12 protein-coding genes and 1 pseudogene are annotated in these 13,240 nt (G+C 33.4%); 8 read left to right on the top strand and 5 right to left on the bottom strand.

Going from position 1 to position 13,240, the window contains the following annotated elements:
* Positions 1-148: 148 nt before the first annotated feature.
* The 5 genes from ACGH6S_RS04270 to ACGH6S_RS04250 all read left to right on the top strand — a co-directional run bounded on the left by ACGH6S_RS04270 (position 149) and on the right by ACGH6S_RS04250 (position 6,915).
* Positions 149-586, top strand: coding sequence for an FxsA family protein (locus ACGH6S_RS04270; protein WP_174799283.1), 438 nt, complete (start codon positions 149-151; stop codon positions 584-586).
* A 144-nt stretch (positions 587-730) separates the two neighbouring features.
* A complete protein-coding gene (locus tag ACGH6S_RS04265) occupies positions 731-1,024 on the top strand; it encodes a co-chaperone GroES (RefSeq protein ID WP_034915350.1) in 294 nt (97 codons plus the stop codon).
* A 47-nt stretch (positions 1,025-1,071) separates the two neighbouring features.
* Positions 1,072-2,718, top strand: coding sequence for a chaperonin GroEL (gene groL, locus ACGH6S_RS04260; protein ID WP_174799282.1), 1,647 nt, complete (start codon positions 1,072-1,074; stop codon positions 2,716-2,718).
* A gap of 421 nt (positions 2,719-3,139) precedes the next feature.
* Entirely contained in the window at positions 3,140-4,771 is a 1,632-nt protein-coding gene (locus tag ACGH6S_RS04255) for a hypothetical protein (RefSeq protein WP_065560207.1), read from the top strand.
* Between the two features lie 14 nt (positions 4,772-4,785).
* Positions 4,786-6,915, top strand: coding sequence for an AAA family ATPase (locus ACGH6S_RS04250; RefSeq protein WP_065560206.1), 2,130 nt, complete (start codon positions 4,786-4,788; stop codon positions 6,913-6,915).
* Positions 6,916-7,058: 143 nt separating this feature from the next.
* Here the strand turns inward: ACGH6S_RS04250 and ACGH6S_RS04245 are convergent, their stop codons facing one another.
* From ACGH6S_RS04245 to ACGH6S_RS04235, 3 genes are all read right to left on the bottom strand, one after another.
* Positions 7,059-7,634: a manganese efflux pump MntP family protein gene (locus ACGH6S_RS04245; RefSeq protein ID WP_065560205.1), complete on the bottom strand. Its 576-nt coding sequence runs from the start codon at positions 7,632-7,634 to the stop codon at positions 7,059-7,061.
* Between the two features lie 61 nt (positions 7,635-7,695).
* Positions 7,696-8,310: a hypothetical protein gene (locus ACGH6S_RS04240; protein WP_065560204.1), complete on the bottom strand. Its 615-nt coding sequence runs from the start codon at positions 8,308-8,310 to the stop codon at positions 7,696-7,698.
* Positions 8,311-8,339: 29 nt separating this feature from the next.
* Positions 8,340-9,473, bottom strand: coding sequence for a bifunctional tRNA (adenosine(37)-C2)-methyltransferase TrmG/ribosomal RNA large subunit methyltransferase RlmN (locus ACGH6S_RS04235; protein ID WP_034910857.1), 1,134 nt, complete (start codon positions 9,471-9,473; stop codon positions 8,340-8,342).
* A 160-nt stretch (positions 9,474-9,633) separates the two neighbouring features.
* On the opposite strand from ACGH6S_RS04235, the gene ACGH6S_RS04230 reads away from it, so the two are divergent.
* Positions 9,634-10,383, top strand: a complete 750-nt coding sequence (locus ACGH6S_RS04230; protein ID WP_174799281.1) for a M15 family metallopeptidase — start codon at positions 9,634-9,636, stop codon at positions 10,381-10,383.
* A gap of 13 nt (positions 10,384-10,396) precedes the next feature.
* Here the strand turns inward: ACGH6S_RS04230 and ACGH6S_RS04225 are convergent, their stop codons facing one another.
* Together ACGH6S_RS04225 and ACGH6S_RS04220 are read right to left on the bottom strand one after the other, a co-directional pair.
* Complete coding sequence (locus tag ACGH6S_RS04225; protein WP_174799280.1) at positions 10,397-11,692, bottom strand: ATP-binding protein; 1,296 nt, start codon at positions 11,690-11,692, stop codon at positions 10,397-10,399.
* 18 nt (positions 11,693-11,710) lie between these two features.
* The gene (locus ACGH6S_RS04220; RefSeq protein WP_034910896.1) at positions 11,711-12,391 is read right to left on the bottom strand and encodes a response regulator transcription factor; all 681 of its coding nucleotides are present in this window, start codon (positions 12,389-12,391) and stop codon (positions 11,711-11,713) included.
* Positions 12,392-12,720: 329 nt separating this feature from the next.
* Between ACGH6S_RS04220 and ACGH6S_RS04215 the strand changes: the two are divergent.
* Both ACGH6S_RS04215 and ACGH6S_RS04210 read left to right on the top strand, forming a co-directional pair.
* Positions 12,721-12,973: pseudogene (locus tag ACGH6S_RS04215) on the top strand (serine dehydratase subunit alpha family protein); the annotation flags it as partial.
* A 22-nt stretch (positions 12,974-12,995) separates the two neighbouring features.
* The gene (locus tag ACGH6S_RS04210; protein ID WP_238786468.1) at positions 12,996-13,205 is read left to right on the top strand and encodes an L-serine ammonia-lyase, iron-sulfur-dependent, subunit alpha; all 210 of its coding nucleotides are present in this window, start codon (positions 12,996-12,998) and stop codon (positions 13,203-13,205) included.
* Positions 13,206-13,240: the final 35 nt, after the last annotated feature.

Here is a 13,240-nt window from a genome sequence, read left to right as displayed (position 1 = left end):
GCACATTAAACACGATTCGTGATTATCAGTCAATCCCTTTTGTAATATTTTTTTTAAAATATATATTGTTTGGTTGAAAAATAGCTAATCATCTTCATATTAAAAGATAATTTTTAATAATATGTTTTTATCCTTATAGGAATTATATATGCGATTTGTTGGCTTTATTATCTTTTTTATTTATGTTTATTTTGAACTTACCTTTTTCATAGCTGTTGCCAATTCAATTGGTATTTTTCTTGCTTTAATTTGTATTATTGCAACATCTATTCTTGGTTTCTCGTTAGTTAAAACTCAGGGTTTGAAAAACCTTAGTATTATGCAACAAAAAATAGCTAACAATCAAAGCTATAAAAATGAATTAATTAGAAGTGTAGCTTTGCTTTTTGCCGGTTTTTTCTTGCTTATTCCAGGTTTTTTAACTGATATTTTAGGTGCAATCTTATTAATACCCCATGCACAAGATCATATCGTGGAATTTATTGTTCGAAAAATGCCAATAAGATCAAAATTTTCTTCATCACAAATGCATTATCAAGAGAGTGATATTATTGAGGGTGAATTCAAACAGAAAGATGATGAATAAATAATCAGTTAGACTTTTTTTAAATTTGTTCTCTTGAAGAATTTAAAATAATCCCCATATATTATGCACTATATTAAAAAATCATAATTCTATGATTTCTGTTAATAATTATCTTAATTAAAAATTAGTGCTAGGAGATAACTAATGAAAATTCGTCCATTGCATGATCGTGTGATCATTAAACGTAAAGAAGTAGAATCAAAATCAGCTGGTGGTATTGTTTTAACTGGTTCGGCAGCAGGTAAATCAACTCGCGGAGAAGTTTTAGCTGTTGGTAATGGTCGCATTTTAGAAAATGGTCAAGTACAACCGCTAGATGTTAAAGTGGGAGATATCGTAATTTTCAATGAAGGATACGGCGTTAAAACAGAAAAAATCGATAATGAAGAAGTGCTTATCTTATCTGAAAGCGATATCTTAGCGATTGTACAAGCATAACTGACAACTAATTTAATTTATATACAGAATTTAGGAGAAATACGAAGATGGCAGCTAAAGATGTGAAATTTGGTAATGACGCTCGCGCCAAAATGCTTAAAGGCGTTAATGTATTAGCCGATGCAGTTAAAGTAACATTAGGTCCAAAAGGACGTAATGTAGTATTAGATAAATCTTTTGGCGCACCAACCATTACTAAAGATGGTGTTTCTGTTGCTCGTGAAATCGAATTAGAAGATAAATTCGAAAATATGGGTGCGCAAATGGTTAAAGAGGTCGCATCTAAAGCAAATGATGCAGCAGGTGATGGTACAACTACTGCAACTGTTCTTGCTCAAGCGATTGTTAATGAAGGTTTAAAAGCTGTTGCTGCTGGTATGAATCCAATGGATTTAAAACGTGGTATTGATAAAGCAGTTGTTGCAGCTGTTGAAGAGCTTAAAAAATTATCTGCACCATGCGCTGATTCTAAAGCCATTGCTCAAGTAGGTACAATTTCAGCTAACTCTGATGAAACTGTTGGTACTTTAATTGCTCAAGCAATGGAAAAAGTAGGTAAAGAAGGTGTTATTACAGTTGAAGATGGCACTGGTTTACAAGATGAGCTTGATGTTGTTGAGGGTATGCAGTTTGATCGTGGTTACCTATCACCATACTTTATCAATAAACCTGAAACTGCAACTGTTGAATTAGATAGCCCATATATTTTATTAGCCGATAAAAAAATCTCTAACATCCGCGAATTATTACCAGTGCTTGAAGCTGTAGCTAAAGCAGGTAAATCTTTATTGATTATCGCAGAAGATGTTGAAGGCGAAGCACTTGCAACATTAGTTGTGAATACTATGCGTGGCATTGTTAAAGTTGCAGCTGTTAAAGCTCCTGGCTTTGGTGATCGTCGTAAAGCAATGTTACAAGATATTGCAATCTTAACTGCGGGTACTGTAATTTCAGAAGAAATTGGTTTAGAACTTGAAAAAACAACTCTTGAAGATTTAGGTCAAGCAAAACGTGTTGTAATCAATAAAGACAACACAACTATCATTGATGGTGTTGGTGAGGAGTCATTAATTAATGCTCGCGTTGAACAAATTCGTAAACAAATCGAAGAATCAACTTCTGACTATGATAAAGAAAAACTTCAAGAACGCGTTGCGAAACTTGCTGGCGGTGTTGCTGTAATTAAAGTTGGTGCGGCAACTGAAGTTGAAATGAAAGAGAAAAAAGCTCGTGTTGAAGACGCATTACATGCAACTCGTGCAGCTGTTGAAGAAGGTGTTGTAGCCGGTGGTGGTGTTGCTCTTGTCCGTGCCGCAACTACTATTTCAGAACTTAAGGGGGCAAACGAAGATCAAAACGTTGGTATCAAAGTTGCACTTCGTGCGATGGAAGCTCCATTACGTCAAATCGTGACTAACTGTGGTGAAGAAGCATCTGTTGTTGTTAATGCCGTTAAAGGTGGTAAAGGTAACTATGGTTACAATGCCGCAACTGAAGAATATGGTGATATGATTGCAATGGGTATTTTAGATCCAACTAAAGTGACACGTAGTGCATTACAATATGCTGCTTCAGTTGCCGGCCTTATGATTACAACTGAATGTATGGTAACTGATTTACCTAAAGATGATAAGGCTGACTTAGGTGCCGCTGGTGGTATGGGTGGCATGGGTGGTATGGGCGGAATGATGTAATTCTTTTCGTCAGTACGAAATAAGCTTATCAATACAAACCACTCGTTTATGCGAGTGGTTTTTTTATGAATTTTTTCTTTAGTTATATATTCTCTTTATAAAATAACTGCAAAATAAAAATACCAATAATAATTTAAATTTTTAATTGATTAAATAAAGTATAGATAATAATCTGTTATACCAGCAAAAAGCTTGCTCTATACTTGATGATTATCATTTATTTTTTAATTTTCTGATTTTGTATGACTGTTTTACTTGTCAAAATCAGATGTTAAATAGATAATAACATTATGAAAAGATGAAATTTATCTTTTCTATAAGATCAAATTATTGTTCCAAACTTTATTTTTTTATTTAAAATAGAATTTAAAGTAATTAAATAATAAGTGAATATAGAAATAAGCAATTAAGGAAAGAAATAATGGGTGTAGCTCCAAGAAAAAAATTAGCCAATACAGAAGAAAAAGACTATTCGGTTAGACAACGTGAAAAAAAAGCAAAAGTAGAAACTCCACTTGCTAATATTCAAGAAAATACTTTTTTTAAAGTTATTTTTTCAGATAGTCTTTCACTGGAACAAAAAGTAGAAGAAGTTACTAATATTTTAGAATTTTCTGACAATAAGGAAATTGATCGGGCAAAAATTCAAGAATTTGATACATTTAAAGAATATCTTCAATCAATTTCTGAAGAGATGTCTAAACAACGTATTGAGATGACTGATACCGAAGTATTTGCTGAATTACAACGAGTGTATGCTGATTTTAATAATGATCTTAATGATTTTATCGAAAAAATAAAACCACTTACCGAACTCACCGATGCTTTATATAACTTACGCCAAAATGGTGAAACCCGAAATGCATTAGCTCAAATTAAAGCCGATCAAGAATGGGACGAAGAAAAAGTAACGCAAAAAGCAAATGTGCAAAGTGAAATTATTAATATTGAAAAACAAATATCTGAATTAAAAAAAGAAATAGAGTTATTACAACAGGATAAAAAGTTTTTTGGCCTAGGGAAAATTAAAGCCGCATCAAAAGCTAAAATTGTGACTAATGAAGAAAAAATAGCTAAATTAAATCAACAAATAAAAAACAAAAATAAAGAATTAGATGATATTCAGATAGAAATAACAAAGCGTCACGAGCAACGCTCTGAATCAATCGATGTTGAAAAATTAAAAGAGTTGCTAAATTTAACTTCAGAACAGCATACATTACGTCAAGCTGATATGGTTGAATCGGCATTAAAATTTGTGAATCAAGGTAAAGAGCGTTTTGGTGCAATTCGTAATCATCTTGAAAAAATGGTTAAACAGATTGAAGGACTTAGTGACAATAATGGCAATATGATACAAATTTATGCCATTATGAACGAAGCGACCAAAAAAGTAGAGAAAGTCCATCGTGAACGTAGACAAGAGCTTGAGAGTAAAGATGTTGGTGATAATTTGTTAGAGTCAATGAAGCTTGATGAAACACGCCGTAATTTGGATGAACACATTGATACTGTATCCACAGCAACTGTTGATACTATGCAAACCTATGGTGAATTAACAACTGAAGCTATTAAAATTCGTAATATGCAAGCAGCAACCAAAAAACAAGTTGAAAGTGCAAGAGCAATGCATTCAAGAGGCATCGCATCGGTTGCTTCACAACTCAGTGTTGTTGTAACAGCAGTTAACTCAGCTGCAATTAATGAAGCACAATCAATGGCCGGTAATACTTTAGCCGAAATGACTCGAGTAACAAATGACATTGCTAAAAATGAAGCTATTCGAATTGCAACTGGTCGTGATGAAATTAATAATGATTTAGAAGCCATGCTACAAAATTTAGCGGAATTTGGTGATACCCAAAAAGAAGCGACTGAAATCACCCGTGCGGCACTAGAAACAATGCGAGCAAATTTGGAAGAAATTGAAAAAATGTCCAAAGATGTTCAAAGTGATACACGAGAATTTATTGCGGTGACAGGTGATGTTTTATCAGAAAAATCTGAAACCAAAAAAGATAGCTCACATACTACTTCACCCTTTAAACTATAACAAAGGAATGCACAATGTATTTAGTTAGAGGGCGTGAATATTTAGCGCAATACCCTAATTTTACTTTAGTAGGAAGGGAACATGATTTAGAGAGAATATCGTCTATTCTCATACGAAAATCATCAAATTCTCTTTTGTTGACAGGGCCTGCAGGTGTAGGTGTTTCAATGCTTAGTCTTGGTTTACAGGCGGCTAAAAATAACCCAGATACACCATTTGATTTGATTGTAAAAAAATTATTTTGGTTAAATTGTGATGCTCTTTTTTCTAGCGGTGATAGTACTAAGATAAATAATGAGTTTCAAAGTATTTTAAAAAAGCTAATGCAAACTCCTGAGTCAGTGCTGATTATTACTGATACGGCTAATTTTTTAGAAGCAGCACATAATACAGGTAATGCTCATTTTATTAATGCTCTAAATAACGCCGATAAATCAAATAATTTTCAAGTTATCCTCGAAGTTCGTGATGATAAACTTAGTAGTGTGCTAAAGGCTAGCACGAATATGCCTGAACTTTACACACTTTACGATGTCAAAGAACCTACTGGGGATAATTTAAATTCCATTGTTACTACTGTTGCAAAGGAGTTATCTGGATACCACAAAATTGAAGTGGATCAAGATGCTATTGATGAAGCGATACATTTAACCTGTAAATATCGTGATAGTTTAGGTTTAGGTGGGGCACAGCCTCAACGTGCTATTTCATTACTTGATCGTGCGCTTGCTAGTTATCGTCAACTTACACATAAACAGCATCCAAAAATTGCTGAGTTACTGGGTAAGATCGAAAAAAGTACCAGTGAAACAGAACAATATGATTTGCGGCAGCAGCTTGAACAATGGCAGCAAGATTGGCAGAATTTAAAGTCTGAAATTAGTAAAACATATCAATATCAACGTGATGCTGAAACGTTACGCTTCAAACTGCAAGATGAAATCACTCAGTTACAAGAAGAAGAGGACAATAATAAAAATTCAGAATCAGTTGCTATAAAGACATTCGCGCAATTAACGGCTGGAGGATTTGACTCTCCAGCAGTCGCTAAATTAAAGGAAAAAATTCGACAAATTGATGCTGAAATTGCACAAAATAATGAACAACATCAAAAATTGGTGATGCTAGCCAATAAAGATTTGCGATTAAATCGCCAAGAAGTGATTGCTGAATTTAGCAAAGTTTCAGGTATATCAGCAAACAAATTAGATGAGAATGAAGTTGAAAACTTGATTAATTTGGAGGCAAATTTATTATCGCGAATTTTTGGTCAAGATAACATTGTTAAACATGTCGCCAATTCGGTAAAGGTGGCTAAAGTTGACACGCTTGAAGAATCAGGCCCTGCAATGTCTTACCTATTTTTAGGTCCATCTGGTGTAGGTAAAACTGAAATGGCCAAAGCTTTAGCGGAATATGTTTATGGTGACGAAAAATCGTTGGTTCGTTTTGATATGTCAGAATACATGGAAAAACATGCTGTTGCTAAATTAATTGGTGCACCTCCGGGATATGAAGGATTTGAAGCAGGTGGAATTTTAACAAACTCAGTTAGAACAAAACCGGTTGGAATCTATTTATTTGATGAGATTGAAAAAGCACATCCTGATGTCTTTAATATCTTTTTACAGATCTTATCGGACGGACGATTAACCGATAATGTAGGTCGAACTGTCGATTTTTCTGATATCATGATTATTATGACCTCAAATATTGGACAATCTTACTATTTGGATCCTAATCTTTCTGATGAGGCTGCATGTGAATTAGCGACAAATGAACTGAATAATACTTATCGTTCAGAACTGCTTAATCGTTTTAATGGACGAGAAAATATTCTTCATTTTAAACGTCTACCAATGGAAGTTATTGAACGGATTATTCGTCGAGAAATTGACAAATTAAATCAATCATATAGTCATCGTGGCTACACTATCGAAATAAAAGATTCTTGTATCAGTACATTCTGTCACGATCATTATGATATCATTCGTGGTGCCCGAGGATTGCCGGGTTATATAAAAACCAATGTTAGGCCATTTATTGTTAATCATATTTTGCAGAATCCTCATGATCAAGGAGTGTTTAAAGCAATTTATAACCAGCAGACACATAGTTTTGATATGGAATTTTACAAAAATTAAAGGAAGATAAGATAGAGTTAGTTTTCTGTAACCTTTATTAAGGAAAGTGATTGGTTTCGGACGTTATTTAAATTTGGATAAAATATATCAATCAATAAAACGTTCGAAACCTAACAGTATAAAAAGTATTTTTATTTGAAATATTAAACTGAAAGATGTTGATAAAGAGTTATTACTCCAATAGAAATAAGTACTAACCCGCCCAAAAGCTCAGCCCGTTTACCAATTAAACAACCAATTTTATTACCTAATAATAACCCAATAGTAACCATTGTACAGGTAGCGAGTCCAATCATTGATGCAGCAAAAAAGATATTAACACTTGCTAATGCTAAGCCAACACCAACGGCAAATGCATCTATACTGGTTGAAATTGCTGTGAAAATTAGCATTAGAAAAGATTTTTTTGATGATGTTAATTCATCTTCTTGGCAATTTCCATCTGATTGTTTCTGGCTGTTATATATCATATTAATGCCTAAAAATAGCATGACAGCAAATACAACCCAATGATCCCATTGTTCAATATATTGCAATGCAATATAACCAACTAACCAGCCAAGCAATGGGGTAATAGCCTCAACAACACCAAATAGAATACCAATTTTGAATGCGCCTAAAATTGGTGTTGATTTAAGTGAAATCCCACGACAAACGGCGACAGCAAAGGCGTCGGTTGACATTGCTAGTGCTAATAATAAAATAGCCCAAAAATTCATGACATATACTCTTGCTTATAATTATTAAAAATTTATTACTATTATAATAATGGGTGATGATTTATTTATTTGTTACTGAAAATAGATAATTTGCTATTTTTTTATCACCTTTATTTTTATAAAGTTCAGCTGTTTTTATAACGTTGTCTCGACGATTAGCATCATATTGAAAAAGTTGCTTAAACATTAAGTCAGCTATTTTTTTATCATTATTTTGGATTGCACAATAACCATATTGTTCATAAGCATCAGCTTTCCAACGATGACGATCGAACTCAATACTCTGTTCAAATTGTTTTTTTGCTTCTTGATAACGATCTCGACCACATAAAAAAGAACCATAATGGACATGATATAATCCATTACCTGGTTGCATTAGAGTAATACGTTTGTAAATCATCTCGGCTTCGTTGTATTCACCAACATGTTGATCAAACATTGCCATGGCTAACATAACTTGGGGATTATTTGGAGAGTATTGTGCAGCTAATTTTAGATTATAATGCGCTATTTTGATATTTTCTTCTGACTCATTTGCTTTAGCAAGATATCCTAATCCAAGTCGCATTCTAGCCAAAGCTGCTTTTTCTGGATCAAATTCATTGTTGTCTTTCATTTGGCAACCCGCTAGTACTATCATCAAAAAATAGCTAGTTATAACTAACAATTTCTTCATCTACCTCTCCTTTTTATAAAGATTTATCCTTATGCTGTTTGCTTAACAAGGTTCTGCTTTTTATAAAGAGTCCTTTTAGTGCGGTCAACAACTTCTCCAGCTAACTGGCCACATGCAGCATCGATATCATCCCCCCGTGTTTTACGAACTATTACGGTAAATCCATATCCCATTAATGTTTTCATGAAGCGATCAATTCGTGTATTTGAACATCTTGAATAAGGCGCACCAGGGAACGGATTCCAAGGAATTAAATTAATTTTGCTAGGTACATTTTTTAGGAATTGAGCAAGCTCATGAGCATGTTCAACGCCATCGTTAATTTGATTAAGTAATACATATTCAATAGTTACTTTTCCGTGATTTGCGTTTGAAGATGAAAGATAACGCAGAATTGAATCACGCAGCATAGACATATTGTATTTTAGGTTAATTGGCATAATTTCACTACGAATAGTATCATTAGGTGCATGAAGTGATATCGCTAGCGCCACATCAATCATACCGGCTAGCTTATCTAAAGCGGGAACAACTCCTGATGTCGATAGTGTTACACGCCTTTTGGATAAACCATAGCCAAAATCATCTAACATAATTTCCATAGCTGGTGCAACATTAGATAAATTAAGTAGCGGTTCACCCATACCCATCATAACTACATTAGTAATGGGCCTATCTGCTAATTTTCCGGTGACACCAATTGCATTTGATGCACGCCATACTTGGCCAATAATTTCAGAAACGGTTAAATTACGATTAAATCCTTGTTGGGCTGTAGAACAAAATTTACACTCTAATGCGCAACCAACTTGAGATGAAACACATAATGTTGCACGATCACGTTCAGGAATATAAACAGACTCAATCAGTTGGTTATTACCAACATCAAGTGCCCATTTTATTGTGCCATCAGAAGAACGCTGTTCTATGGCAATCTTCGGAGCTTTAATTTCTGCTAAAGTCTTTAGTTGTTCACGTAGTTTTTTATTGATATCGGTCATTTGATCAAAATTATCTACACCAAAATGATAGATCCATTTCATTACTTGATCAGCTCGAAACGGTTTTTCACCAAGTGATATAAAAAACTCTCTTAATTGTTGGCGTGTGAAGTTTAGTAAATTTATTCTTTCGTTTATGGAATTAGTTGTATTAAGATTCATTGTATTGGCAGCGTCTAAACAATTTTGAGACGTATTAGATGTAGATGTTGTTAACATAAGGCCTCGTTTTTACACATTATGGCTATTTCTTTTTTTAGGAAAAGGATTATACTGTTTTTAACTTAATCTGGCTATATAGAATATTGGCAATGCTTGAAAGATGAAGAAATCAACAATGTTAGAAAAAATAGGTGGTTTGACTTTAAAATTATCTTTACTTCTATTTCCTACTTTTACCATGGCACAACAGATCACATTAAATAAACTGATTGGACAGTTTGACGAAAAAAAAGATAATGATTTTATTGCGTTAGACTCAACTATACTACCTGTTAATAAAAAAGGAATGTATCTACAAAAAGAACCAACCGAACAACTTATAAAAGCCTACAATGACTTTAAAAAAGTTCATCCAGATATTCCTTTTATCATAGTAAGTGCAACGCGAAATTATACTTACCAAAACGGTATTTGGCAACGGAAATGGGATGCTTTATCAGCTAAAATAAATGACCCAGAAAAAATTGCTGAAGAAATTCTAAAATTTTCGTCTATGCCTGGCACATCAAGGCATCATTGGGGGACAGATATTGATATTACCAGCGTTTCATCAACATATTTTAAGGATGATAAAAAAGGTATTATTCTATATAAATGGCTTCAAAAAAATCTGCCTAAATATGGATTTTGCCAAGCTTTTAATGAAGGACGCAAAGGAGGATATCAACCTGAAGAATGGCACTGGTCATATAGACCTATTGCTAGTCAATATATTGACCAATACAAAACTGTATTGGAAAGAGATCCAGAAGTTATCATGAAAGCTTTAAGTTTCATAGGACACGATAAAATCAAGCTAGAAAGTCTAGTTAAAGAGTATGTATTAACTGTGAATGCTGATTGTTATTAATATATTTTTATTATTAATGTTTTCTCCAATAAGGCAAACATATTGTTACAATAAGGCCCCCACCATCACGGTTAGATGCTTGGATAGTACCGTTATGCATAATGACGGTCTTTCTAGCAATAGCCAGTCCTAGGCCATAACCTTTACCTAATTGTGGAGATTGAATACGGACAAAGGGTTCAAAAATACTTGATAACTTGTTTTCTTCAACTCCAGGACCTCGATCTTTAACTTCAATTTGTAAATACTTACCAGTTTCTTTTAATGAAACTTCTACGGCTTGCTTAGCTTTTGAAAAACGAATAGCATTGCGAATAATGTTTTCAATAGCACGACGTATTTGTTCTGAATTACCTTTAACAATTGGATGAGTAATAGATGATAAAGTAAAATGTACTTCAATTAACTGGTGATTAGCTTCATAATTAGCATCATTGATTACTACACTTATTAAGTCTTTTAAATCAAAATATTCATCAGTGCGATTATTCATTTCAGCACGAGAATAATTTAGAATTTCGCCAATTAACTGATCTAAACGTTCTGACTCTAACTCTATTCTAGCTAAAGATGTATCAATATTTTGTTTATTTTGTTGAGCAAGTCCAATTGCTAGTTGCAATCGAGCAAGTGGAGTTCTAAGCTCATGGGAAACATCATGAAGGAGAGACTGACGATCAGAAAGTAATATATTAAGTTGCTCAACCATCATATCAAAATCTTTACCTAATTCACTAAGTTCGTCACGCCTAGGTTTTAGTTTATTGAATAATCTAACAGAAAGATCTCCCTGAGATACCTTGAAAAAACCTTGCCTTAATAACCTCATCGGTCTAGTTAAATTCCATGCTAGAAAAAGGCTAAAAACAAGTCCAACACATATGCCCATTAATACAATGGGCAAGGGCATGTTGAACAATGCCTTTTTAACATGATCCTCTTTATCCTCTTTAAATGAAACAGAATAAAGAGTTCCGTCAGGAGCGACGGTCATGCGTTGATAAGCATATGTAGGTGTTTCTAATTCATCGGTTAAAATATTAACTTGATCATTCAGTGGAGAAACTAATTTTATTGACAGTAACGTTCTTTCTCGCTCAGGTAAATGTGCTATAAAATTAAGTGTTTCATCTTCACCAGCTACATGTAATAACTGGGCAATCATATCGACTTTCGTCGGCATATGATTGAGAAATCTTTGATTTTTATTTTCTACATAAATAGAAAATGCAATCCAAGTCAATTGGAAGGTAAGATAAAAGATTACCCCAAACGTGATAAGTATTTTCCAGAATAATCGATGATTCATGTCAAGCCTATTTGTTTGTTAACGAATACGGTAACCGACGGCTCTAATCGTCTCTATTGTCACATCATTTTGTGCAACTTGATGTAATTTTTGGCGAATATTGCTGATATGGACATCAACACTACGATCATAAAGTTCTCTTGCTCGACCAAGTCCAATTTCAGATAATTCTTCTTTAGTTACCACTCGTTCGCTATGCTTCACTAATAGAACTAATAAATTAAACTCGGTTGATGTCAAATCAATCACTTGTCCATTCCACGTACAAAGCCGTTGAGGTAGATCTAACATTAAACCATTAAAATGGTATTTTTTATCATCAACCATTTCGACCGAACGCTCATCAAAACGTCGTAAAACTGCACGTAATCTTGCTAATAATTCACGCGGATAACATGGTTTTGGAATGTAATCATCAGCACCTAATTCCAAACCCAAAACGCGATCAATATTATCACCCTTAGCAGTTAACATAATAACAGGCATATTACATTGTTGACGGATGCTTTTCAGGACATCAATACCATTAATATCTGGTAACATCACGTCTAAGATTGCTGCACGATATTTACCTGATAGCGCTTCATCAATACCATCTTTACCTAAATAAACACTTTTGATATTAAAACCTTCATTAGTCAAATATTCGCTAAGCATTTGTGATAATTCAATATCATCATCTATTAATAAAATATTTATCATAATCGCAATCGCCATTGTTATCTAATTATAGGTTTTTACATTATTGCAATAATAAAAAAAAAGTCAGGTTCTTTTACTAAAATATTACATATTTTAAACTATTCCTGATTATTTAATTCACTATTAAATAATGTAAAAAGGTTTAAGACATAACTATATGTATTAATATATTTTTTCACAATAACCACCATAACCATTATGCTACTTTCTAATGGTTATAAGTAGGTATTATTCAAATCTTAATTAAGATAGACTAAAATAGTCAGTTTACTTAACACTAAATGTTCCATCATTTAACATTACTAAAGTTAATATGGAGATAAAAAATAGAACAACAAGTAATCTGGCAACAATTAATTCAATTGGTAAAACATGATGTTTTACCTGCAGTTGGTTGTACAGAGCCCATATCTTTAGCTTTGGTTGCAGCTATTGCGATGCAACATAGTAGCAACAAACATTGAAAAAATTGATGCTTATGTTTCGCCTAATTTAATAAAAAATGGTAAGGTGGTAACTGTGCCAGGTACTGGTATGGTTGGATTACCTGTTGCTGCTGCCATTGGCGCAATCGGTGGTTGGGTATTATGAGCCTATTGATATGGCTATTTGTAGTATGATTCGTGATTTATCTGGTATTATTTGTGATGGTGCTTCAAGCAGTTGCGTAATGAAAGTATCAACTTCAGTGTCTTCTGGATTTAAAGCAGTATTAATGGCATTAAGCCAAATTAGAGTGATAGATAAAGAAGGAAGGAATTGTTTTTTGATAGCGTGGAAACATCAATCAATAATCTTGGTACCATTGTAGTCAAAGCATGAATATTTGCTTTATGATAAAATATT

It is taken from the genome of Gilliamella sp. BG3, assembly GCF_046635605.1.
Taxonomy (GTDB): Bacteria; Pseudomonadota; Gammaproteobacteria; order Enterobacterales; family Orbaceae; genus Gilliamella; species Gilliamella bombi.
Note: the sequence above shows the minus strand (reverse complement) of the source record. Positions and strands in the feature narration are given on the sequence as shown.